This is a genomic window from Streptomyces sp. WAC 04229, assembly GCF_003947455.1.
Classification (GTDB): domain Bacteria; phylum Actinomycetota; class Actinomycetes; order Streptomycetales; family Streptomycetaceae; genus Streptomyces.
In genome coordinates, this window is sequence record NZ_QHJH01000012.1 from 15,839 (window position 1) to 38,788 (window position 22,950).

The following is a 22,950-nucleotide window of genomic DNA, read 5'->3' on the forward strand; positions in this document are numbered from 1 at the left end:
CCGGCTGACCAGCGCCTTCCCGGTGGCCGCCGCCCGGCGGCCGAGCCCAGGGGCGGCGGCCTCAGGACTGCCGGTCGGGCACGCCCGCGTTCGACGGGCTGATCTTCGGGCGGTCCCGGTCCCCGACGCGCAGCACCTTCGCGAACACCACGAGGCAGCAGGCCAGCACGGTCACCAGACCGAACGACACCACCAGGCTGGTCGCCTGGGCCAGACCGCCGATCGCGCTCGGGGCGACCAGCCCCGAGGTGTACGTGATGGTGGCCACACCCGCGATGGCCAGGCTCGGGTTGGACCCGGCCCGGCCTGCCGCGGCGAAGCACAGCGGGACGACCACGGCGATGCCGAGGCCCATCAGCGCGAAACCGGTCATCGCCACCGCCGGATGGCCCCCCACGACGACGAGCAGACCGCCGAGCGTGGCCAGTACGCCGCTCACCCGCACCACCCGCACCGCGCCGAACCGGTCCACCACCTTGTCGCCGGCCAGCCGGGCCAGCGCCATGGTGAGCGTGAACCCGGTCGTGCAGGCCGCCGCCAGCCCGGCCGACGTCTCCAGCTCGTCCCGCAGATAAACCGCCGACCAGTCCAGGCTCGCCCCCTCCGCGAACACCGCGCAGAACCCGACCGCGCCGATCAGCAGCGCCGACCTGGGCGGCAGCGCGAACCGCGGCGGCGGATCCTCGTCCTCGGCGGGCTGGAGATCCAGCACCCACGTGCAGGCGACCAGGCCCGTCACGGTCAGTACCGCGGCGGCCAGCACGTGGTGCAGCCGGGCGTCCGCGCCCAGGTGGGCGGCGAGCGTGCCGGCGGCCGATCCGATCAGCGCGCCCGCGCTCCACATGCCGTGCAGGCTGGACATGATCGACCGGTCGAGCCGGTTCTCCGTCTCGACGCCGAGCGCGTTCATCGCCACGTCCGACATGCCCGCCGTGGCGCCGTAGACGAACAGGGTGAGGCACAGGGTGAGCAGGTTCGGGGCGAGCGAGGGCAGCACCAGCGCCAGCGTCCACAGCGCCAGCAGACCGCGCAGCGCGGTGCGGGCGCCGAAGCGGTGGCTGACGCTGCCCGCCAGCGGCATCGCGACGGACGCGCCGAGCGCCGGGAACGCCAGGGCCAGCCCCAACTGGCCCGCGCTCACCCCGGCGTGGTCCTGGATCCACGGCACGCGGGTCGCGAAGGAGCCGGTGACGGCGCCGTGCACGGCGAACACGGCCGCCACGGCGTACCGGGACCGCCTCACCTCGCGTTGCCCGTAGGTCACTGTGCTCATGGTCCACCCCTCCGTCTCCGTGCCGCGCGAGCCGCCGGCCGCGGCGTAAACTATCAGGGACCCTGCCTGATAGATAGTGGAATACCGACGCGCGCCCCCGCGCGGCCGATCTGGAAGGATCCCGGCATGCCCGCATCCCCGAGCACCGCCCGGGCCATCAACGACCGGCTCGCCCTCGACCTGCTCCAGCGGCAGGGCCCGTTGACGGCAGGGCAGTTGAAGCAGCTGACCGGCCTGTCCCGGCCCACCGTGGCCGACCTCGTCGAACGCCTCACCGCCTCCGGGCTGATCGAGGTGGCGGGGGAGTCGGGCGAGCAGCGCCGGGGCCCGAACGCCAAGCTCTACGGCATCGTCGCCGGGCGGGCCCACCTCGCCGCCCTCGACGTCCGCACCGAGGGCGTCGCCGTGCTCGTCTCCGACCTGGTCGGCCGGGTGCTCGCCGAGGCGTCCGCGCCGATCGACGACGACTCGGGCACCGGCCCCGCGGTGGAGCAGGCGGTGGGCCTGGTCGAGCGCGCGGCGAAGGAGGCCGGCGCCGACCGGCTGCACACCGTCGGCATCGGCGCGCCCGGCCTGATCGACCCGGCCAGCGGTGAACTCCGCGACTCCAGCGGCCTGCCCGCGTGGCACCGCCGGCTGACGACCGCGCTCCAGGAGAAGTTCCCCGAGGCGCGGGTCGGCGTCGAGAACGAGACGAACCTCGCCGCCCTGGCCGAGCAGCGCGACGGCGCGGCCCGGGACCGGGACACCTTCGTGCTCCTGTGGCTCGGCCTCGGCATCGGCGCCGCCGTCGTCCTCGACGGCACGCTGCGCCGGGGCGTCTCCGGCGGCGCCGGCGAGATCGGCTTCATGCCGGTGCCGGGCACCTCGGGCCTGCCGTCCGCCACCGACTGCGACGGCGGCTTCCACTCCGTCGCCGGGGCGGCGGCGGTGACCGCCCTCGCCGCGGAGCACGGCCTCACCGCGAACCCGGCCGGTCCCGAGCCGTACGCGGCCGCGCTGGTCCGGGAGGCGGTACGCGGCTCCGCCCCGGGCGCCGAACCCTTCCTGGACGCGCTCGCCGACCGGATCGTCCTCGGGGCCGCCGCCGTCGTCTCCGTCCTCGACCCCGGCTGCCTGGTGCTGGCCGGCGAGATCGGCCGGGCGGGCGCCGACGCCCTGGCCACCCGCGTCCAGCAGCGCCTCACCCGGATGTCACCCCTCGCCACCGAGGTTCGCCCCAGCACCCTGGGCGGTGGCGCCGTCCTGCGCGGCGCGCTGCTCACCGCCCGCGACCGGGCCCAGGACGACCTGTTCGCCCCGCCGGAGCGGTAGCCCCGCGGAGGCTTCCGCCCGTCACCGTCTCCGCGAGCCGCCGGCGCGCGGTCAGGGTGCCGGCCGTCGCGCCTCCGCGTCCGTGCCGCCGAAGGCCGCCCCGTCCGCCGCCGGCCACAGCAGGACCGCGGGCAGCAGGACCGCCGCTCCCAGCAGCGCCATGAAACCCGCGGCGCTCGCCGCGGACAGGGGCTCCAGGTGCCGGGCGTGGAACAGGAGATGAGCGACGGAGTTCACCAGGTAGGCCACCAGCGCGGTCAGCACCAGACGCCGCTCCATCGCCGCCACCGCCGCGCACAGCACCACGGCGAGCGCGAGGCTCGCGCCGCCGAAGTCCTGGAGCAGATGCTCGTTGTAGGGCGGCAGGTGCGACACCCAGGGCCACTTCCAGAACAGCTCGGGCAGCAGCACGATCCACAGCCCCAGCACCACCTGCGTACCGGCCAGCACACCGAGACCCGCCCGCAGCCACGCCCGTTGGCTCATCCGCGCCGCCCGTCCTCCCCGCCGCCGAACCGTGCCGCCAGATACTCCTCGAACGTTCCCGTGCCGACCGCCCGTCCGGGCGCCAGGTGCCCGCCCTCGCGGAACGCCCGGTAAGTCTTCCCCGCCAGCGGCACCTTCACCATGGCCCGCCTGCGTCCCGTCGCGCGCAGATACGCGTGGGCCAGCGACTCGAACGTCCGCACCTCGGGGCCGCCCATGTCGGCCACCCGTCCGGCGGGGGCGCCGGCGGCCAGTGCGGCGAGCCGGTCGGCCACCTCCGCCACCTCGACCGGCTGGTCGCGGATGCCTGCCGGCAGCGGCAGGACCGGAGCCTTGGCCAGCGCCTGGAGCACCTGCGCGACCAGGTCGTGGAACTGGGTCGCCCGCAGCACGGTCCAGCCGAGCCCCGACTCCTCGACCATCCGCTCGACGGCGAGCTTGGACCGGTAGTAGCCGTACGGCACCCGGTCGACGCCGACGATCGAGATGTAGACCAGATGGGCCACCCCGGCCCGCCGCGCCGCCGCGACGAGGTTCGAGGCCGCCCGTTCGTCACCACCGCGCGGTGAGGTCGCGCAGTGCACGACCGTCTCCACTCCGCCGAGCGCCGCGTCCAGCCCGCCACCGTTCTCGCGCAGATCGACGGCGTACGGCGGGCTGTGCCGGCTCAGCACCCGCACCTCGTGCCCGTCCGTGCGCAGCCGTTCGGTGACGAGCCGGCCGAGGGTGCCGGTGCCGCCGGTCACCAGGATGTCGGTCATGCTGCTCAGCCCCTGTCGGACGCGCGGGGCTCCCGGATGGAGCGCCCTGTCGCCACGTCCAGTGTGTCGAGGCCGGTCCCGCCGCGCAGGTCGCCGATTGGGTGGCCCGGCGGCGGGCAAGGGCCGTCGTCACCGCCGCCGGGCCGGTTCTGGCCGGGGGTCAGCAGGCCCCCAGGTCCTGCCAGACGCCCCACTCCCCGGTGGTGCCGGGCTCCTCGCCCTTCGTCCACCACTTGGACTTCCACGTGTGCCCCTGGTGGGACACCGTGGTGCCACCGCCGTACGCCGTGGCCGTGTCCCAGGCCGGGGCGGCGCACTCCGTCGGGCCGGGCGACCCGGAGCCGGTGGGGGAGGGCGTGGGTGTCGGCGTCGGGCTCGGGGTGCCGGGGTCGACCACGGTCGTGCCCCGGGCGAGGTCACCCGTCAGGGCGTACGACTTCCCGCCGAAGGTCACCGTCCAGTTCGACGGCGTCGACACCGGCAGGTAGTACACGAGGTCCACCGTCGTGGAGGCCCCCGGCGCCAGCGACTGCCAGGCGGGCAGCTTCAGCGAGGCCCGGTGGTAGTCGCCCTTGAGTCCGCCCACGTTGGTGCCGGTGTGGTCGCTGCGGACCACCGAAGTGCCCCAGCCGGACTGGTCCTTGGCGTTGCCGGGCGCGGACGTGCCGTAGTCGAACCGGAACTCCGTGCCGCCGGGCAGCGCCGTGTCCGTGTTGTTGGTGATCTTCAGCTTGGGGCTGATCGGGTAGTTGGAGTCGCCCAGCGGGAACTGGCCGAACTCCACGTCCACGTCCAGCGCCTCGGACGGCATCTCGGTGGTGGCACGCCGGGCGCCGTACGGAGCGGCCGCCTTGAACGTGTCGTACATCGTGTCGGTCAGGGTCGAACCCGGCACGTACTGCCCCTCGGCCGCGTCCCAGGCGTAGTCCCCGGCCAGCTCCCAGATCATCGTGCCGCCGATGCCGCGGTCGGCCACGTACTCCGCCTTGGCCCGCACCGACTGCTCGTCCTCCGTGGACAGGAAGACCTTCTTCTCGGCGTTCCACAGCCACGTCGCGACCAGTGTGGCGTCGTACTTGCGGGCGTACGTCCCGGTCAGCCGGGTGCCGGCGGGGAAGCCGTAGTCGGCGACGTAGTCGCCGACGATGCCCTTCTCCAGGTTCTTGGCGTGCCACATGGGGTTGGATCCCGCGGGCGACTCCTCGCCGTCGGTGTCCAGGTCGTGCCACAGGTTGTCGATGCCGACCGCGCCGTCACCGCACTTGGTCAGCCCGGAGCCGGCCGGGCAGTCCGTGGCGGGGGCCCGGCCCCAGAGCCCGTCGGTGCCGCCGGTGACGTTCTTGAAGCCGCGCGTGTAGTACGGCAGCCCGATGTTGATGCGGCCCGCGGGCATCGAGCCGCGGAAGTAGTGGTAGGCCCAGTCGGTGTTGAGATAGCCGATGCCGCCGTACTGGGAGGTCGTGTAGACGCCCGCGGCGGCGAGCTCCGCGTCCTTGCCGTCGTCGAAGAGGGAGGCGTTGGGGCCGACGTACTCGTTCCAGGCGCCGTGCAGGTCGTACGACATGATGTTGACGTAGTCGAGGTACTTCTGGACCTGGAAGGTCTCCATGCCGCGCAGCAGATACCCGGAGGACGGAGCGGCGACGGAGAGCAGGTAGTGCCGGCCGTCCGCGGCACCCGCGCGGTCGAGTTTCTCGCGCAGCGTCTTCATCAGTGCCGCGTAGCCCTTGACCAGTCCGGCCCGGCGGCCGTTGGCGAACGACCAGTCGAGCGGGTTGCCCGCGTCCTTCATCGTCGTCGGGTACTCGTAGTCGATGTCGACGCCGTTGAAGCCGTACTTCCGTACGAAGTCGACGGCCGAGTCCGCGAAGGTGTCGATGCCGGCCTGGTTGACCGAGCCGTCCGCGTGGGTGGCCATCGAGTAGAAGCCGCCCGAGTCCACGCGCGAGCCGTCGTCCGCGAAGTAGCCGCCCGTCTCGGCCCAGCCGCCCACCGAGATCATCGTCTTGACGTCGGGGTGCTGCTTCTTGAACTTGTTGAGCAGGTTGAAGTGGCCCTTGTAGGGGAGGCCAGGGTCCATCTCGGCGCCCGCGACCCCGGGCCAGGTCATGCCGGTGGCCGGGTTCTTCGCGCCGTCCGAGCCCACGGAGAGCCGGTTGCCGCCGTCGACGTGCGCGAAGGCGTAGTTGATGTGGGTGATCTTGTCCCACGGGATGTCCGAGGCCAGGTACGCCGGCTTGCCGTCCTTGCCGGTGCGCCAGCTCGTGAAGTAGCCGATCACCCGGCGGGGGTGGTCCGCACCCATCTTCTCCCGGCCGGCGGAGTCGTAGACCGAGCAGTACGGGACGTCGGTGCCGGGGGTCTCGTAGAGCCCGTCCGGGCGACAGGTCTCCTGGTCGGCGGCTTGCGAGGCGGTCGCCGGGAGTCCGGCGAGGAAGAGGCCGGTGATGGCGGCGGCAGCGGCGAGGAGCGCGGGTCTCGCTCGGCGGGGGGATCTGGAACGTGAGGGGGAAGGCACAATCGGTTCCTCTCCACGGAAGTTGCGCAGACAGTAGAGAGGACTAGACCAGAGCGTCAATAGGTATGGACCAATTGAAAAGCCCAGTGCGGGCAGGTCGGTTGAAGGGTGCGGGGGCGGTCGAGCGCCGGCCGGGAAGCGCTCTGTGAGCCACCCCACACACTCCGTCCGCATGAACGGCGATCAGGCGTGGCACACTGGCTCTGTACCAGAAGCAGCGCACTCCGGGGTCGGTGAAAGTCCGAACCGGCGGTTACAGTCCGCGACCCGGTCGCCTCCAGCGACCGGTTGACCAGGTGAAATTCCTGGACCGACGGTTAAAGTCCGGATGGGAGGCAGTGCGCGGCGGGCGAGCATTCGTGCGCGCCGCCGATCTCTGGGCTCGCCCGTCACGGGTGGGCCCGTCCGGCGTCGCCCCAGGTGTCCTCGCTCGCGGTCTCTGTCGTTCTCGGCAGCCCCGGAGTCCGTGCCCGAAGAGGCAGGAGGACCCGGGAAGTGTTCACCGGAATCGTCGAAGAGCTGGGCGAGATCACCGCCGTCGAGACCCTCGACGACGCCTGTCGCTTCCGTCTGCGCGGCCCCGTGGTCACCGAGGGGGCCCGGCACGGAGACTCCATCGCCGTCAACGGCGTCTGCCTCACGGTCGTCGACCACGAGGGCGACGAGTTCACCGCCGACGTGATGGCCGAGACCCTGAACCGCTCCAGCCTGGGCGTCCTCACCACCGGCTCCCGCGTCAATCTGGAGCGCCCCACCGCGGTCGGCGCCCGCCTCGGCGGCCACATCGTGCAGGGCCACGTCGACGGCACCGGCGAGATCCTGGAGCGCAAGCCCTCCGAGCACTGGGAGCTCGTGAAGATCTCCCTGCCCGCGGACCTCGCCCGCTACGTCGTGGAGAAGGGCTCCATCACCGTCGACGGCATCAGCCTCACCGTCGTCGACGCCGGACCCGACTTCTTCACGGTCAGCCTCATCCCCACCACCCTCGCCCTGACCACGCTGGGCCTCAAGCAGCCCGGCGACCCGGTCAACCTCGAAGTGGACGTCATCGCCAAGTACGTCGAGCGGCTGCTGGGCGCCCAGGGAGGCACCCGGTGAACTGGCTCAACTCCGAGGCGTTCACCCTCTTCGGCCAGCACATCAAGTGGTCGGACATGATCGGCAACGTGATCGGTCTGCTCGGCCTCGCGCTCGGCTGGCGGCGCTCGATCTGGACCTGGCCCGTGCAGTTCGTCTCCGGACTCGTCCTCTTCACCGCCTTCGCCACCGCCCACCTCTCCGGCAGCGCCGGCAAGCAGATCGTCGTCATGGCGGTCGCCGCCTGGGGCTTCTGGCAGTGGAACCGCGGCCGGCAGCAGAACCAGGACGGCTCCATCGCCGTCCGGTTCGCCACCTGGCGCGAGCGCGGCGTCCTCGCCGCCGCGGCCGCCGTCGGCACCCTCGCGGTGGGCGGCCTGTTCACCGCCTTCCCGACCCTGTCCTGGGACCCCTGGCCGGACGCCTACATCTTCGTCGGCACCGTCGTCGCGATGTACGCCCAGGCGCGCGGCATGGTCGAGTTCTGGTTCGCCTGGCTGCTGGTCGACCTGGTCGGCGTCCCGCTGAACTTCGCCAACGGCTTCGCCTTCTCCGGCTTCGTCTACGTCCTCTACGGCGCGCTCGTCCTCTGGGGCCTGCGCGACTGGTGGCTGCGCTCCCGCACCGCGGCGCGGCCCGTCCCGGAAGGAGCGCCCGCATGACCACCGCACCGATCCTATACAGCCCCGACGGCATCGACGACCTCTCGCTCGACCCGGTCGAGCGGGCCGTCGCCGACATCGCCGCGGGACGCCCGGTCGTCGTCGTCGACGACGAGAGCCGCGAGAACGAGGGCGACCTCGTCATCGCCGCGGAGAAGGCGACCGAGGAGATCGTCGCCTTCATGATGAGCGAGTGCCGCGGCCTGATCTGCGCCCCCATGGAGGGCGACGAACTGGACCGGCTCCGGCTCCCGCAGATGGTCGACGACAACACCGAGTCGATGAAGACCGCCTTCACCGTCTCCGTCGACGCCACCGCCGCCCACGGCGTGAGCACCGGCATCTCGGCCTCCGACCGCGCCACCACCCTCCAGCTCCTCGCGAGCGGCACCGCCGAGCCCACCGACCTGGTCCGCCCCGGCCACATCTTCCCGCTCCGCGCCCGCTCCGGCGGCGTCCTCGTCCGCGACGGCCACACCGAGGCCGCCGTCGACCTGGCCCGCCTCGCGGGGCTGCGCCCGGCCGGCGCCATCGTCGAGATCGCCGGCGAGGACGGGCGGATGCTGCGGCTGCCCGAGCTGATCCCGTTCGCCCGCAAGCACGGCCTGACGATCATCTCCATCGAGGACCTCATCGCCTACCGCCGCAGCGCGGAACCGACCGTCCGCCGCGAGGCCGAGGTCCACCTCCCCACCCGGCACGGCGAGTTCACGGCGTACGGCTACCGCTCCACCGTCGACGGCGTCGAGCACGTCGCCCTCGTGCACGGCGACGTCGGCGACGGCACCGACGTCGTGGTCCGCATCCACTCCGAGTGCCTCACCGGCGACGTCTTCGGCTCCCAGCGCTGCGACTGCGGCCCCCAGCTCGACGCCTCCCTGGACCGCATCCAGGCCGAGGGGCGGGGCGTGGTCGTCTACCTGCGCGGCCACGAGGGGCGCGGCATCGGCCTGATGTCCAAGCTGCGCGCCTACGAACTCCAGGAGCGCGGCCGGGACACCCTCGACGCCAACCTGGAACTGGGCCTGCCCGCCGACGCCCGCGACTACGGCGCCGGCGCCCAGATCCTCCAGGACCTCGGCGTACGCTCCGTCCGCCTGATGACCAACAACCCGGACAAGAGCGACGCCCTCGTCCGGCACGGCATCGACGTCACCGGCCGCGAGCCGATGCCCGTCCAGGCCGGCGAGCACAACCTCCGGTACCTGCGCACCAAGCGGGACCGGATGGGACACGACCTGCCCTGGCTGGACGCGAAGCCCGTGTCCACCTGCGGCAACCAGTAAGCAAGCAGCAACGCGAGGAGCGACGTGAGCGGCAAGGGTGCACCGGAACTGTCCGTACGCAACGTGGGGGACCTGCGGGTCGCCGTCGTCGCGGCACAGTGGCACGACCAGGTGATGGACGGACTGGTGGACGGCGCCCTGCGCGCCCTGCACGACCTCGGCATCGACGAGCCGACCCTGCTCAGGGTCCCCGGCAGCTTCGAGCTCCCGGTGGTCGCCAAGGTCCTCGCGGGGCGCGGCTACGACGCGGTCGTCGCCCTCGGCGTCGTCATCCGCGGCGGCACCCCCCACTTCGACTACGTGTGCCAGGGCGTCACCCAGGGCCTGGTCCAGGTCTCCGTGGAGACCGGCGTCCCCATCGGCTTCGGCGTCCTCACCTGCGACACCGAGGAGCAGGCCCTGGACCGCGCCGGACTGGAGGGCTCCAGCGAGGACAAGGGGCACGAGGCGGTGACCGCGGCCGTCGCCACGGCGGCCACGCTCCGCTCAGTATCCGAACCGTGGCGCTAGCCCCGTCGGCACTACGCGTAAAGTGGGCGCCACCATGTCCAATAAGACGTTCGAGGAGCTCTTCACCGAGCTCCAGCACAAGGCCGCAAACGCCGACCCCGCCACCTCCCGCACCGCCGAGCTGGTGGACAAGGGGGTCCATGCCATCGGCAAGAAGGTCGTCGAAGAGGCCGCCGAGGTCTGGATGGCCGCCGAGTACGAGGGCAAGGACGCGGCGGCCGAGGAGATCTCGCAGCTGCTGTACCACGTCCAGGTGATGATGGTCGCCCGCGGCATCTCCCTGGACGACGTCTACGCCCACCTGTAAGCCCAGCACACCCCCCTGCCCCACTCCACGCAAAGGAAGCCGACCTCATGCTGCGCATCGCCGTCCCCAACAAGGGTTCCCTCTCCGGCCCTGCGGCGGACATGCTGCATGAGGCCGGCTACCAGCAGCGCCGCGAGTCCAAGGAACTGCGCGTCGTCGACCCGACCAACGAGGTCGAGTTCTTCTACCTCCGGCCCCGCGACATCGCGATCTACGTCTCCTCCGGCAAGCTGGACATCGGCATCACCGGCCGGGACCTGCTGATCGACTCCGGCGCCGACGCGGAGGAGATCCTGCCGCTCGGCTTCGCCCGCTCCACCTTCCGCTTCGCCGGAAAGCCGGGCGCGGCGGGCGGCATCGAGGACCTCAAGGGCCGCACCGTCGCCACCTCCTACGAGGGCATCGTCGCCGCCCACCTGGCCGACCGGGGCATCGACGCCTCCGTCGTCCACCTCGACGGCGCCGTCGAGACCGCCATCGAACTCGGCGTCGCCGAGGTCATCGCCGACGTCGTGGAGACCGGCACCTCCCTGCGCAACGCGGGCCTGGAGGTCTTCGGCGAGCCCATCATGAAGTCCGAGGCCGTCGTGATCCGCCGCGCGGGCGCCGAGCCCGACGAGACGACCGAGCCCAAGGTCCAGCAGTTCCTGCGCCGCCTCCAGGGCGTCCTGGTCGCCCGGACGTACGTGATGATGGACTACGACTGCCGCGTGGAGCAGCTGGAGAAGGCAGTCGCGCTCACCCCCGGCCTCGAATCCCCCACGGTCTCCCCGCTGCACAACGAGGGCTGGGTCGCCGTCCGCGCCATGGTCCCCGCCAAGGAGGCCCAGCGGATCATGGACGACCTGTACGAGATCGGCGCCCGGGCCATCCTGACCACGGCCATCCACGCCTGCCGTCTCTGAGCCCGCCCGGAGCGACGCCATGCCCGACACCACGCCGGACCTGCCCGCCCTGCCCGTCACCTTCCGGCCGGGCCGCACCCGCGCCGTCCTGATCGTCCTCGCCGTCGCCACCTTCGCGACCATCACGGCGGTCGGGACGGTGCTCGCCGGCCTCGGGACGGGGGAGCGCCTCAGCTTCGTGCTGACGGCCCTCCTCCTGGCCGGCGGACTGCTCCTGCTGGCCCGGCCCCACGTCGCCGCCGACGCGACGGGCGTCACGGTCGTCAACCTGACCACCAGGCGGCGCCTGGCCTGGCCCGAGATCCTCCGGGTCAACCTCCGCCACGGCGACCCCTGGGTCTTCCTCGACCTCAGCGACGGCACCAGCCTGCCCGTGCTCGGCATCCAGCCGGGCATCGCCAAGCAGCGCGCCATCGCCGACGCCCGCACCCTGCGCGCCCTCGTGGAGGCCCGGTCCGGCGCCGGGCCCGATCCGACGCGTGACTGACACCGCGCCGCGAGCCCTGCCGCGGTCGCCCTTTTCCTGATTAATCTGGGAACGACAGACGCGCCCGCCGCGTCCTCGCCCCTGCCGCTCCGCCCGGTGCGCAGGGGGTTCCTGCTACCCGAGGAGTGACTCCCTCCGGCGATGGACGGACCGTCCTGCAGTACTTGCGCCGCCCCCTGCTGTGACACCGCACAGGCGGCGGCATCATGACCACCCCCCTGCTGCTGCTGGCAGCCGCGTTCCTGCTGATCCTCGCCAACGGCTTCTTCGTCGCCGCCGAGTTCGGCCTCGTCACCGTCGAACGGCCGGACGCCGAACAGGCCGCCGCCGAAGGTGACCGGCGGGCCCACCGGGTCGTCGAATCCCTCAAGGAGCTGTCCTTCCAGCTCTCCGGCACCCAGCTCGGCATCACCATCACCTCCCTGGTCGTCGGCATGCTCGCCGAACCGGCGCTCGCCCAGCTCCTGGACGGCCCGTTCACGTCCGTCGGCGTCCCCGACGGCGCCGTGCCCGGCGTGTCGGTCGTCGTCGGCATGCTGCTGGCCTCGGCGGTGCAGATGGTGATCGGCGAACTGGTGCCCAAGAACTGGGCGGTCTCCAGGCCCCTCCAGGTCGCGCGCTTCGTCGCCGGCCCCCAGCACGCCTTCGCCCGGCTCTTCCACCCCGTGATCGCGGCCCTGAACTCCGTGGCCAACCGCCTGGTCCGCGCCCTCGGCATCGAGCCCGCCGAAGAGCTGGCCTCCGCCCGCACCCCCGGCGAACTGGTCTCCCTGGCCCGGCACTCCGCCCGCGCCGGCGCGCTGGAACAGGGCACCGCCGACCTCTTCGTGCGGACCCTGTCCCTGGGCGACCTGACCGCCCAGCACGTCATGACCCCGCGGGTGAAGGTCAGCGCCCTGCACTCCTCGGCCACCGCCCAGGACGTGGTCAACCTGACCCGCGCCACCGGACTGTCCCGCTTCCCCGTCTACCGGGAGAGGATCGACGAGATCGTCGGCATGGTGCACCTCAAGGACGCGCTCGCCGTCCCCGCCCACGACCGGCTGCGCGTCCTGACCGGCCGGATCGCCCGGCCGGCGCTGCTCGTCCCCGAGACACTGCCCGTCCGGCCGCTCCTCGCCCGCCTGCGCAGCGAGCAGCCCATCGCGGTCGTGGTCGACGAGTACGGCGGCACGGCCGGCGTCGTCACGCTGGAGGACATCGTCGAGGAGATCGTCGGCGAGGTCCGCGACGAGCACGACGGCCTGGACGCGCCCGAACTGGCCCCCGCCCCGCCCGAGGACGGCCGCCCCGCCTGGGACGTCGACGGCAGCTGCCGCGTCGACGCCCTGCGCCGCGTCGGTCTCGAAGCGCCCGACGGTCCGTACGAGACCGTGGCCGGGCTCGTCGCCGATCTGCTCGGCCGCATCCCCGCGGTCGGCGACCGCGCGGAACTGCCCGGCTGGCGGCTCTCCGTCCGCCAGGTCGGCCACTACCGCGCCGAACGGATACGGCTGGTGCGCACGGCGCCGGTCCCCGTGCCGGAGGCCGCCCGATGAGCGTCCTGCAACTCCTCTTCGCCGCGCTGCTCGTGCTCGCCAACGGGTTCTTCGTCGGCGCCGAGTTCGCTCTGGTCTCGGTGCGCCGCAGCCAGATCGAACCCCTCGGCACCGCCCGCGCCCGCCAGGTCCTGTACGGGCTGGAGCGGCTGCCGCGGATGATGGCCGCCGCCCAGTTCGGGATCACCGTCTGCTCACTGACGCTCGGCGCCGTCGCCGAACCGACCGTCGCGCATCTGCTGGAGCCCGCCTTCGCGTGGATCCACCTGCCGCACGGCCTGATCCACCCGCTCGGCTACGTCATCGCGCTGGCCGCCGTGGTCTTCTGCCACCTCGTCGTCGGCGAGATGGTCCCGAAGAACCTCGCGATGGCCGCCCCCGAGAAGGCCGCGCTGTGGCTCAGTCCCGGCCTGGTCGCCTTCGCCCGCCTCTGCGGACCGGTCACCGTCGCACTCGGCGCCTGCGCGCGGATCGTCCTGCGGCTGTTCCGTGTCGAGCCCAAGGACGAGGTCGAGGCCGTCTTCACCAGCGAGCAGCTCAACCGCCTCGTGGAGGACGCCGGCCAGGCCGGCCTGCTCGACCCGGAGGAGCAGGAACGCCTGGAGGACGCCCTGGAACTGGGCTCCCGCCCGGTCACCGACGTACTCCTCAAGAGGGAGTCGCTGGTGACGGTCAGCCCCTCGGTCACCCCGGCCCGGATCGTCGCGCTCACCGCCCGCACCGGGTACTCGCGCTTCCCGGTCGCCGCCGGACCGGGCGCCTTCATGGGGTACCTGCACGTCAAGGACGTCCTCGACCTGGAGGAGTCCGAGCGGGCCGTGCCCCAGCACCTCTGGCGCCCGATGACCACGCTGCGGCCCGAACTGCCCCTCGACGACGCCCTCACGGTGATGCGCCGCGCGGCCACCCACCTGGCCCAGGTGACGGACGCCTCCGGCCGGGTGCTGGGCCTGGTCGCGCTGGAGGACGTGCTGGAGCTGCTGGTGGGGGAGGTGAGGGACCCGGCCCACCGGGTGGTGACGCCGCAGCTCACCCGGTCGGCGGATCCTGCGGCCCCCGCCCCGACAGCACCTCCCCATACGCCTGCATCAAGTCCGGCAGCCGCAACGTAGCCAGGTCGTCCCGGGTCAGCTCGCCGGGACAGACCGACAACCGCAGATCCCGGTAGGCGCAGCTCTTCTCGTACAGCGTCCGCAGGAACCGCCCGTTGCCCAACTCGTCGATCCACCCCTGGTCCACCACGTGCCCGGCGATCGACCGCAGCTCGTCCAGTGCCTCCTCGTCCCACCCGTCCCCGTTCTCGGCCGCGAGCACCTCACCGATCGAGGTCAGCTCCAGCGGCCGGTACGAGGGGAAGTCGACCCGGGAGGTGAAGCGGGAGGACAGCCCCGGGTTGGCGGCGAGCAGCCGGTCCATGCCCTCCGGATAGCCGGCCAGGATCACCACCAGGTGGTCGCGGTTGTCCTCGGCGCGCTTCAGCAGCACCTGGAGCGCCTCGTCGCCGTACGCGTCGCCCTTGCCGTAGCCGGAGTTGGACAGGGAGTACGCCTCGTCCACGAAGAGGACGCCGCCGAGCGCGGAGTCGATCAGTTCGTTGGCCTTCACGGCGGTCTGGCCGAGGTACTCGCCGACCAGGTCGGCCCGCTGCGCCTCCACCAGGTGGTCGCCGCCGAGCAGGCCGAGGGCGTAGAAGACGCGGCCCAGGATGCGGGCCACGGTGGTCTTGCCGGTGCCGGAGGGGCCGGAGAAGACGAAGTGACGTTTGGGCGGCTGGACCGGCAGGCCCTGCCCGGCGCGCAGCCGCGCCATGTTCAGCTGCGCGGAGAGCGCCTTGACCTGACGCTTCACCGGCTCGAGTCCCACCATGCGCTCCAGCTCGGCGAGCGCCTCCTCCAGCAACGCGGGGTCGGTCGGCCCGGTCGGCAGGGCCGGGTCGGCCCCGTCGGCCTTGTGGCGCACCGGCGGTCCGCTCAGCGCGGGCAGCGGCGCGCCCGGCGGGGACCCGGGCGCGGAGACCTTGAGGTCGCGCTCCTCGGTGCCGAAGAGCGGGTCGAGACCGTCCAGGCCGTCCACGCCCGGGCCGGCCCCCGCGAGGCCCGCGAGGTCGGCGGCGTCGTCGTAGCCGTCGCTCTCGTCGATCGCCGCCAGCCGGGCCGAGGTGTCCATGAACGCCGGGTCGACGCGGTGCACGGCCCGGTACAGGGGGAGCGCCGCGGCGCTGCGGCCGGTGCCCTCGTGGGCCCGCGCCAGCCAGTAGCGCAGCTCCTTGCGCTGGGGCTGCTCGCTGCGGCAGCGCATCAGGGCGGCCGACAGCAGCGGTTCGGCCTGGCCGAACATCTCCAGGCGGACCCGGGCCATGCCGCTGAAGAGGCCGGCCTCGATGCCCAGCAGGGGATCGCCGAGCAGGGGGTCGGTGTGCCGGACGAGCTGCTCCCAGTCCTTGACGAGGTAGGCGCGGCAGGCGTGCAGGAAGCGGACCTGGGAGTCGGTGTCGACCGGCGGCAGCCCGGCCAGCGCCCGGTCCAGTTCCGGGACGTGGCGGCCGTCCAGCCAGTGGGAGGCGTGCGCGAGCAGCAGGTCGCGCGGGTTCTCCAGCACGGGCTGCACCCACCAGCCCAGCCAGTACCAGGAGTTGAGGGTGCGACGGTGACGGGCGCGCTGCTCGCCGAAGCGCTCCCGGTTGCGGAACATCCGCAGCAGGGCGTTCGTGGTGTCGACGCGCAGGGCGTGCAGTCCCAGCCAGCCGTCGGCCATGGCGGGGTCGATGCGCACCGCGGTCCGGAACTCCTCCTCCGCCTGTGGGTAGGCCCCCATGGTGTAGGCGTCCACGCCGCGCAGCCAGGCGAGGTCGGCCGGGGTCTGCGGGCCCCGCGTGCCGAAGTCCATCCCGTCCCCCACGTACCGTGCCCCCGTCGGTATGCCGCCGAGCCGTCGCCCGTCGGCCGCCTCGGTCAACGGCTCCACCGAGGACCGGAGTTGCAGGTGCGCGCGGCAACCGCCCGTAGGTCGCACCGAGGGCATGGTACCCGCGGCGTCCGGTCCTCCGAAGAGTGCGGGGAGCCGTCGTTCCGCGAGGGGGGAGTGGCTGGAACAGGCGACCGGATGGTGACCGAGGGTGAGCGTCCGGCGTCACGGAGCACCCGGAGAACGGGCTCAGGGCAGAACGAAGCCCCCGATCACGGGGGAACAACCGGGGGCTTCGCGTCTGTCGGCGGCTTCGAACTACCGCACATTCAGAACGTAAGACCTGTACGGGCCCTGGGTCAAGCGGAGTTGGGGCGCGTTCGAGGGTTGCCGGGGCGCGATCTTCACGAGTTCAGCACATTGCCGACGGTCCGTCACCCTGCGTGAAAAAATGGGGTTCGGAAGTGGTCCCCGCAGGCCCCGGCAGCACCTCGTACCCCTCCTGCCTCTGCCGTACCAGGCAGTGCGCGAAGGGGTGCGAGGGGTCGTCCGCGAGGTGGCGGCGCTCCGCCGGGACCCATCCGTCCCAGAACTCCCGCTGTTCCGCTCCGTCGCGCGCCCGTCCGCGGGCCCACGCCTCCTCGGCGGGCACGTCCATCCAGAACAGCAGCGCCAGGTGGGGGCGCAGCGCCCGGCGGCCCGCGCCGACCCCCTCGACCAGTACCACCGGCGCGGGCGGCAGCGGACACGCCGCCCCGAAGCGCCGGGACCGCCAGTCGTAGGGGGTGTAGTGCGCGGTGTCCCCGTGCCGCAGCGGCTCGATCACCTGGCCGAGCAGCCGATCGGTCCATGCGAACAGTTCGTCGTGACTGGCGATGTCGTCGAGGTGCAGCACCGGTGCGCCGCCCAGCCCGGCCGCCAGCCGCCCGGCGAACGTGGACTTCCCGGAACCGGCGTGCCCGTCGACGCCGATCAGGCGCACGGGCCCGCAGGAGGGCGGAAGGCGGCGGAGCCGGGCGGCGAGGTCGTGGATGACGGATCCTGTGCGGGGCGAGGGGGCGGACACGGTTCGCCCCGCACTCTAACGGCGCCCCCGACCCGTCCCCACCTCGCCGTTCGTGCCACAGGTCGACACCAATGTTCGTGGCGTGGCGTGCGCGGAAGTGCTGGCAGGAGCGGGCGCCTGCGGTCATAGTGGGCGCACGACCGTGCAACGGACCCGCCCGACTCGGACAATGGGGGTCTCCCGCCCATGAGCAAAGCCGAACAGCCGTCCCGCAGAGCCGTCCTGGCCGCGGCAGTCGCCGCGGCCGCCGTGGCCGGTGGCGCGGTCCCGGCCGCCGCCGAGGCCGCCGCGTCCGGCGCGGGCACCGGCGATGGCGACGGGGACACCGGCCGCGCCCCCGCCCGCCGGGTCGACTACCGCGCCTGGACGACCTACAGCGACTGGCGGCGCGGTACCACCCGGGGAGCCCGGGTCACGGCGGGTTCCCGGCCCGGCGTGACGATCGGCACCCCGGCCGGCACCACCGACTACACCGACCCGCACACCGGCACCACCGCCGCGTGGGAGTACGCCACGTGGACCTCGCCCGTCCACCGGCTCACCGTGCCCTCGACGGAGGCCATCGCCTCCTGGAACGCGCACACCCCGAGCGGCACCTGGATCCAGGTCGAGCTGCGGGGCACCTACTCCGACGGCACGGACACACCCTGGTACGTGATGGGCCGCTGGACGGCGGGCGACGGTGAGCAGGACATCCGCCGCACCTCGGTCGACGACCAGGGCGACGGCAGGAGCAGTGTCTGGACGGACACCTTCGCGGTCGACGACGCGGCCTCCGGCCTCCGCCTGGCCTCCTACCGGCTCCGGCTCACCCTGTACCGCCGCCCCGGCACCCGGAGCGCGCCCACCGTCTGGCGGCTCGGGGCGATGGGCTCCGACGTCCCCGACCGCTTCACCGTCCCGGCCTCCGCGCCCGGCCTCGCCCGGGAACTGCGCGTCCCGCGCTACTCGCAGGAGATCCACAAGGGCCAGTACCCCGAGTACGACAACGGCGGCGAGGCCTGGTGCAGCCCCACCTCCTCGCAGATGATCATCGAGTACTGGGGCGGCAGGCTCACCGAGGACCAGCTCTCCTGGGTGGACCCCTCCTATGCCGACCCGCAGGTCTGCCACGCGGCCCGGTACACGTACGACACCCAGTACTCCGGCTGCGGCAACTGGCCGTTCAACGCGGCCTACGCGGCCACCTTCAAGGGCCTCCAGGGCGTGGTGACCCGCCTCGGCTCCCTCACCGACCTGGAGACGCTGATCGCGGCCGGCATCCCGGCCATAACGTCCCAGTCGTTCCTGGCGAAGGAGCTGACCGGGGCGGGGTACGGCACCTCGGGCCACCTGATGACCGTGATCGGCTTCACCGCCGACGGGGACGTGATCGCCAACGACCCCGCCTCAGACGACAACGAGGCGGTGCGGCGCGTCTACAAGCGGCGCGAGTGGGAGAACATCTGGCTGCGGACCAAGCGGTACAACGCCGACGGCAAGGTCGTCTCCGGCTCCGGCGGCGTCTGCTACCTGTACTTCCCGGCCCACCCGAGCGCGCGCCAGCGCAGGGCGCTCGCGGCGGTGGGCGTGCGCTGACGCCGCTCGAAGGCCCCGGCGCCGTCCGCCGCCGGGGCCTTCGCTGTGACCAAGGTCTCCGGTGCAAAAGCCGCCGCCGGTGGCAAGGTGGACAGGAGCGCGGGGGGAGTCCACCGAACGTCCGAGAGCAGTGAGAAGCCATGACCGCACACACCGCCACCGCCGCCCGTGTCCGTACCGGCGGCCCCAAGGACGACGGTCCGGAGATCCTCGAGCACGTCATGGGCTGGACCCTCGTCGTGGTGGTCGCGATGCTCGTGGTCCAACTGGGGCTGCTGTGACGTGACCGCCGTGTGACCTGCCCCACGAACCGACCTGCCATACTGCGGATGTCCCGCCGCCCGTAGGAGACCAGGGTCGAAATTGAATATCAGTCAACAGCGTGCCGACGCCCGTCCCCGGGCGCGCGGCACCGAGCGGTCGCTGGCACGTCGCGCCGAACTCATCGCCATCGGGCGGAGGTTGTTCGCGGACACGTCCTACGACGCGCTCTCGATGGACGACATCGCCCGCCAGGCGCATGTCGCCAAAGGGCTGATCTACTACTACTTCCAGTCCAAGCGGGGCTACTACCTGGCGATCATCCAGGACTCCGTCGCCGGCCTGGTCACCACCGCCGCCCGGGGCACCGAACTGCCGCAGGTGGACCGCGTGCAGCGCACCATCGACGGCTACCTGCGCTACGCCGAGCACAACCAGGCCGCCTACCGGACCATCGTCAGCGGCGGGGTCGGCTTCGACACCGAGGTGCACGCCATCCGGGACGGGGTGCGCGAGGCCATCGTCGCCACCATCGCGGAGGGGGCCTACGGCCGCTCCGACATCGGGCCGCTGGCCCGCATGGGCCTGCTCGCCTGGGTGTGCAGCGTCGAGGGCGCCACCCTCGACTGGATCGGCCGGCCCGGACTGCCCCGCGAGACCATGCGCGAACTGCTGGTCAAGTCGCTCGGCGGCACCCTGCGCGCCATCGAGGAGCTGGACCCCGCCTGTCCGGCGCCGGAACCCGCCCGCCGCGACACCTGACGAAGGGGCGGAGGCCCGAGCCGGCCTCCGCCCCCGCCCCCGTGCGCCGGGTGGTTCAGTCGATCGCCTTGATCAGCTCACCGTTCGCGGTGTCGCCGCTCAGCTCCCAGAAGAACGTCCCGCCCAGACCCTGCTCGTTCTTGTACGACATCTTGGTCGCGATGGTCTGCGGGGTGTCGTAACTCCACCAGTCGCCGCCGCACTTGGCGTACGCGGTGCCCGCCACCGTGCCGGTCGCGGGGCAACTGGTCTTCAGCACCTTGTAGTCCTCGATGCCGTTCTCGTACGTGCCCTTCGCCGGGCCGGTGGCGGTGCCGCCGGGCTCCGACTGGGTGACCCCGGTCCAGCCGCGGCCGTAGAAGCCGATGCCGAGCAGCAGCTTGGAGGCCGGAACGCCGAGGCCCTTGAGCTTCGCGATGGTCGCCGAGGAGTGGTAGTCCGCCTTGGGGATGCCGGAGTACGAGGTCAGCGGCGAGTGCGGAGCGGTCGGTCCGGTGGCGTCCCAGGCGCCGAAGAAGTCGTACGTCATCGGGTTGTACCAGTCCACGTACTGTGCGGCGCCCGCGTAGTCCGCCGCGTCGATCTTGCCGCCGGCCGTCGCGTCGGCCGTGATCGCCGCGGTCACCAGGTAGTCCTGGCCGAACTTGGCGCGCAGCGCGCCCATCAGCTTCGGGAACGCGTCCCGGCCGCTCTCGTCGCAGCTCAGGCCGCAGGAGTTGGGGTACTCCCAGTCGATGTCGATGCCGTCGAAGACATCGGCCCACTTGGAGTTCTCGACCAGGTCGTAGCAGGACTGGGCGAAGGCGGCCGGGTCCTTGGCGGCCTCGGTGAACCCGCCGGACCAGGTCCAGCCGCCGAAGGACCACAGGATCTTGAGGTCGGGGTGCTTCTTCTTCAGCTTGAGCAGCTGGTTGAAGTTGCCCCGCAGCGGCTGGTCCCAGGTGTCGGCGGTCCCGTCGACGGACTCGGCCGCGGTGTACGCCCGGTCGGTCGCCGCGTAGGCGTCGCCCATCGCACACTTGCCGCCGGTGACGTTGCCGAACGCGTAGTTGATGTGGGTCAGTTCGGCGCCGGAACCGGAGGTCTCGACGTTCTTGACGTAGTACTTCCGGTCGTAGGTGCCCCATTCGGTGAAGTAGCCGACGACCTTGGAACCGGCCGCCGCCTGCGTGGCGGGCGCCTGTGGGGGAGGCGTGGCCGTGGCCGTGCCGGCGCCGGCCAGCAGTCCCGCGCCGAGGGCGACGGAACACAGGGCGCCGAGGAGCGCCCGCAGGGAGCGGGCGCGGGGGAGGTGCGGGAGGTGCATCGGGTGTCTCCTCGTGGGGGGAAGAGGGAAACGCGCGCCGATTGGCATGAACGCGGTAACGCGTTCGGGCCGTCACCGTAGAAGGACTAGACCAGTGGGGTCAATGGTGCGGACCATTTTCCGTCCGGAGCGTCGAATTCCGGCCCTTCGCGGCGGGCCGGGCCCTTTCTTGAAGTAAGCGGTCGTTAACTGGTGACTCCATGCGTCCAATCGGGCATACTCACAGCGCACAGCCGCTGGTCAGCCGCTTCCGCGACCCGGGAGTGCGAGCATCGGCCAGGCCCGAACGACCCGGCGGACCCGCCTCCACCCAAGGCGCGCACCCGCCGTTGCGCCCGACAGGGAGGAGAGCGTCGCCATGCCCGACCGCGCCCCGCAGCCGGTGGACCGGCAACTGCCCACGGACGAGGCACGGGATCTGATCTCACTCGTCCGCGACATCGCGCAGCGTGAGATCGCCCCGAGTGCGGCCGAGGAGGAGGACGCCGGACGCTTCCCGCGCGAGGTCTTCGCCCTGCTCTCCGACTCCGGCCTGCTCGGCCTGCCCTACGACGCCCAGTCCGGCGGTGGCGAGCAGCCCTACGAGGTGTACCTCCAGGTCCTGGAGGAGTTCGCCGCGGCCCGCCTCACCGTCGGCCTCGGCGTCAGCGTGCACACCCTCGCCTGCTACGCGCTGGCCGCCTACGGCACCAAGGAGCAGCAGGCCGACCACCTGCCCGCGATGCTCGGCGGCGGCCTGGTGGGCGCCTACTGCCTCTCCGAGCCCGCCTCCGGCTCCGACGCCGCCTCGCTGCGCACCAAGGCCGTGCGCGAGGGCGACGGCTGGGTGATCGACGGCACCAAGGCCTGGATCACCCACGGCGGCATCGCGGACTTCTACACCGTCATGGCGCGCACCGGCGAGGACGGGCCGCGCGGCATCACGGCCTTCCTGGTGCCCGGCGACGCCGAGGGCCTGAGCGCGGCGGTGCCGGAGAAGAAGATGGGGCTCAAGGGCTCACCCACCGCGCAGATCCATCTCGACGGCGTACGCGTCTCCGACGACCGCCGGCTCGGTGACGAGGGGCAGGGCTTCGCGATCGCGCTGTCCGCGCTCGACTCGGGGCGGCTCGGCATCGCCGCCTGCGCCGTCGGCGTGGCCCAGGCGGCGCTGGACGAGGCGGTGTCCTACGCGGCCGAGCGGCGCCAGTTCGGCAAGCCGATCTCCGACTTCCAGGGGCTGCGCTTCATGCTGGCCGACATGGCGACCCGGATCGAGGCGGGGCGTGCGCTGTACCTGACGGCGGCGCGACTGCGCGACGCCGGACGCCCGTTCGCCAAGCAGGCGGCCATGGCCAAGCTGTACTGCACCGACGCGGCGATGCAGGTGACCACCGACGCCGTGCAGGTCCTCGGCGGGTACGGCTACACCGCGGACTTCCCGGCCGAGCGGTACATGCGCGAGGCGAAGGTGCTCCAGATCGTCGAGGGCACCAACCAGATCCAGCGCATGGTCATCGCCCGTCACCTCGCGGGTCCCGAGGGACGCTGAAGTCACCGGTGACGGTGAAGCCGCCGGCGACGGTGAAGCCACCGGTGACGGTGAAGCCACCGGTGGCGAGGGCGTCGCCGGTGGTCAGGGCGTCGGCGCCGGTGAAGAAGTCGCCCAGTCCGCGCGGGGGCTCCGCGAGCCTGATCCACTCCGGGTCGTGCCGCCCGGGCAGGGTGCGGCCGCCGTCCGCCCAGGTCCGCATCAGCTCGCGGTAGATGGGCGGGTCCGGGATCTGCGGGGCCGGCGGAACCGGTCCGGCGGGCACCGGGACGAACACGCGGCGCCGACTCCCGGTCGCCGAGTACGTGTGGGTCATACCCGGGCAACGCGGCGAAGTGGGGACAGGTCACCGGCGGACGCAATCGAGCGTGAGTTCGCCGGTGTCCGCCGCCGTCACGCGGTTGCCGTCGCGACCTGA

22 protein-coding genes and 1 riboswitch are annotated in these 22,950 nt (G+C 72.4%); of the genes, 14 read left to right on the forward strand and 8 right to left on the reverse strand.

All coding sequences use genetic code 11. From position 1 onward, the window contains the following. Nucleotides 1-61 precede the first annotated feature (61 nt). Nucleotides 62-1,273 (reverse strand): MFS transporter, encoded by a 1,212-nt coding sequence (locus tag DMH12_RS05625; RefSeq protein WP_125490432.1) that lies wholly within the window; start codon nt 1,271-1,273, stop codon nt 62-64. Between the two features lie 126 nt (nt 1,274-1,399). On the opposite strand from DMH12_RS05625, the gene DMH12_RS05630 reads away from it, so the two are divergent. Next, nucleotides 1,400-2,587, forward strand: a complete 1,188-nt coding sequence (locus tag DMH12_RS05630) for an ROK family transcriptional regulator (RefSeq protein ID WP_125490433.1) — start codon at nt 1,400-1,402, stop codon at nt 2,585-2,587. A gap of 51 nt (nt 2,588-2,638) precedes the next feature. Here the strand turns inward: DMH12_RS05630 and DMH12_RS05635 are convergent, their stop codons facing one another. The 3 genes from DMH12_RS05635 to DMH12_RS05645 form a co-directional block, all read right to left on the reverse strand. Beyond that, nucleotides 2,639-3,073 (reverse strand): hypothetical protein, encoded by a 435-nt coding sequence (locus DMH12_RS05635; protein WP_260474088.1) that lies wholly within the window; start codon nt 3,071-3,073, stop codon nt 2,639-2,641. Then, nucleotides 3,070-3,834 carry an SDR family oxidoreductase gene (locus tag DMH12_RS05640; protein ID WP_125490434.1) on the reverse strand — a complete coding sequence of 255 codons (765 nt, stop codon included), beginning with the start codon at nt 3,832-3,834 and terminating at the stop codon, nt 3,070-3,072. Before DMH12_RS05640 ends, DMH12_RS05635 begins: the two co-directional genes overlap by 4 nt. A 160-nt stretch (nt 3,835-3,994) precedes the next feature. Then, on the reverse strand, nt 3,995-6,352 hold the full coding sequence (locus DMH12_RS05645) for a chitinase C-terminal domain-containing protein (RefSeq protein ID WP_125490435.1): 2,358 nt from the start codon (nt 6,350-6,352) through the stop codon (nt 3,995-3,997). A 215-nt stretch (nt 6,353-6,567) separates the two neighbouring features. Continuing rightward, nucleotides 6,568-6,698, forward strand: a riboswitch (FMN riboswitch). Nucleotides 6,699-6,847: 149 nt separating this feature from the next. On the opposite strand from DMH12_RS05645, the gene DMH12_RS05650 reads away from it, so the two are divergent. The 9 genes from DMH12_RS05650 (at nt 6,848) to DMH12_RS05690 (ending at nt 14,236) form a co-directional block, all read left to right on the forward strand. Continuing rightward, a complete protein-coding gene (locus DMH12_RS05650; protein WP_122617149.1) occupies nt 6,848-7,450 on the forward strand; it encodes a riboflavin synthase in 603 nt (200 codons plus the stop codon). Then, nucleotides 7,447-8,091 carry a nicotinamide mononucleotide transporter family protein gene (locus DMH12_RS05655; protein ID WP_125490436.1) on the forward strand — a complete coding sequence of 215 codons (645 nt, stop codon included), beginning with the start codon at nt 7,447-7,449 and terminating at the stop codon, nt 8,089-8,091. Before DMH12_RS05650 ends, DMH12_RS05655 begins: the two co-directional genes overlap by 4 nt. Continuing rightward, nucleotides 8,088-9,377 carry a bifunctional 3,4-dihydroxy-2-butanone-4-phosphate synthase/GTP cyclohydrolase II gene (locus tag DMH12_RS05660; RefSeq protein ID WP_125490437.1) on the forward strand — a complete coding sequence of 430 codons (1,290 nt, stop codon included), beginning with the start codon at nt 8,088-8,090 and terminating at the stop codon, nt 9,375-9,377. The genes DMH12_RS05655 and DMH12_RS05660 overlap by 4 nt, the downstream gene beginning before the upstream one ends. A 24-nt stretch (nt 9,378-9,401) precedes the next feature. After that, on the forward strand, nt 9,402-9,887 hold the full coding sequence (gene ribH, locus DMH12_RS05665) for a 6,7-dimethyl-8-ribityllumazine synthase (protein ID WP_125490438.1): 486 nt from the start codon (nt 9,402-9,404) through the stop codon (nt 9,885-9,887). A gap of 34 nt (nt 9,888-9,921) precedes the next feature. After that, a complete protein-coding gene (locus DMH12_RS05670; protein ID WP_125490439.1) occupies nt 9,922-10,194 on the forward strand; it encodes a phosphoribosyl-ATP diphosphatase in 273 nt (90 codons plus the stop codon). A 47-nt stretch (nt 10,195-10,241) separates the two neighbouring features. Beyond that, nucleotides 10,242-11,099 (forward strand): ATP phosphoribosyltransferase, encoded by an 858-nt coding sequence (gene hisG, locus DMH12_RS05675; protein ID WP_125490440.1) that lies wholly within the window; start codon nt 10,242-10,244, stop codon nt 11,097-11,099. A 19-nt stretch (nt 11,100-11,118) separates the two neighbouring features. Beyond that, the gene (locus DMH12_RS05680; protein WP_125490441.1) at nt 11,119-11,586 is read left to right on the forward strand and encodes a PH domain-containing protein; all 468 of its coding nucleotides are present in this window, start codon (nt 11,119-11,121) and stop codon (nt 11,584-11,586) included. Nucleotides 11,587-11,792: 206 nt separating this feature from the next. Continuing rightward, nucleotides 11,793-13,124 carry a hemolysin family protein gene (locus tag DMH12_RS05685; RefSeq protein ID WP_125490442.1) on the forward strand — a complete coding sequence of 444 codons (1,332 nt, stop codon included), beginning with the start codon at nt 11,793-11,795 and terminating at the stop codon, nt 13,122-13,124. Continuing rightward, nucleotides 13,121-14,236: a hemolysin family protein gene (locus tag DMH12_RS05690; protein ID WP_125490443.1), complete on the forward strand. Its 1,116-nt coding sequence runs from the start codon at nt 13,121-13,123 to the stop codon at nt 14,234-14,236. The genes DMH12_RS05685 and DMH12_RS05690 overlap by 4 nt, the downstream gene beginning before the upstream one ends. On the opposite strand, the gene DMH12_RS05695 is transcribed toward DMH12_RS05690, so the two are convergent. Together DMH12_RS05695 and DMH12_RS05700 are read right to left on the reverse strand one after the other, a co-directional pair. Then, nucleotides 14,154-16,010 (reverse strand): AAA family ATPase, encoded by a 1,857-nt coding sequence (locus tag DMH12_RS05695; protein WP_125490488.1) that lies wholly within the window; start codon nt 16,008-16,010, stop codon nt 14,154-14,156. The genes DMH12_RS05690 and DMH12_RS05695 overlap by 83 nt on opposite strands. A 430-nt stretch (nt 16,011-16,440) precedes the next feature. Then, the gene (locus DMH12_RS05700) at nt 16,441-17,094 is read right to left on the reverse strand and encodes a uridine kinase (RefSeq protein ID WP_260474090.1); all 654 of its coding nucleotides are present in this window, start codon (nt 17,092-17,094) and stop codon (nt 16,441-16,443) included. Between the two features lie 186 nt (nt 17,095-17,280). Between DMH12_RS05700 and DMH12_RS05705 the strand changes: the two genes are divergently transcribed. From DMH12_RS05705 to DMH12_RS05715, 3 genes are all read left to right on the forward strand, one after another. After that, entirely contained in the window at nt 17,281-18,672 is a 1,392-nt protein-coding gene (locus DMH12_RS05705) for a peptidase C39 family protein (RefSeq protein ID WP_125490444.1), read from the forward strand. Between the two features lie 140 nt (nt 18,673-18,812). Beyond that, on the forward strand, nt 18,813-18,953 hold the full coding sequence (locus DMH12_RS05710; protein ID WP_125490445.1) for an SCO1431 family membrane protein: 141 nt from the start codon (nt 18,813-18,815) through the stop codon (nt 18,951-18,953). An 82-nt stretch (nt 18,954-19,035) separates the two neighbouring features. Next, complete coding sequence (locus tag DMH12_RS05715; protein ID WP_125490446.1) at nt 19,036-19,695, forward strand: TetR/AcrR family transcriptional regulator; 660 nt, start codon at nt 19,036-19,038, stop codon at nt 19,693-19,695. A 55-nt stretch (nt 19,696-19,750) separates the two neighbouring features. On the opposite strand, the gene DMH12_RS05720 is transcribed toward DMH12_RS05715, so the two are convergent. After that, the gene (locus DMH12_RS05720) at nt 19,751-21,001 is read right to left on the reverse strand and encodes a glycoside hydrolase family 18 protein (RefSeq protein ID WP_125490447.1); all 1,251 of its coding nucleotides are present in this window, start codon (nt 20,999-21,001) and stop codon (nt 19,751-19,753) included. Nucleotides 21,002-21,359: 358 nt separating this feature from the next. Between DMH12_RS05720 and DMH12_RS05725 the strand changes: the two genes are divergently transcribed. Then, nucleotides 21,360-22,532 carry an acyl-CoA dehydrogenase family protein gene (locus DMH12_RS05725; RefSeq protein ID WP_125490448.1) on the forward strand — a complete coding sequence of 391 codons (1,173 nt, stop codon included), beginning with the start codon at nt 21,360-21,362 and terminating at the stop codon, nt 22,530-22,532. On the opposite strand, the gene DMH12_RS05730 is transcribed toward DMH12_RS05725, so the two are convergent. Beyond that, nucleotides 22,495-22,809, reverse strand: a complete 315-nt coding sequence (locus DMH12_RS05730; RefSeq protein WP_260474091.1) for a hypothetical protein — start codon at nt 22,807-22,809, stop codon at nt 22,495-22,497. The genes DMH12_RS05725 and DMH12_RS05730 overlap by 38 nt on opposite strands. Between the last annotated feature and the right edge of the window lie 141 nt (nt 22,810-22,950).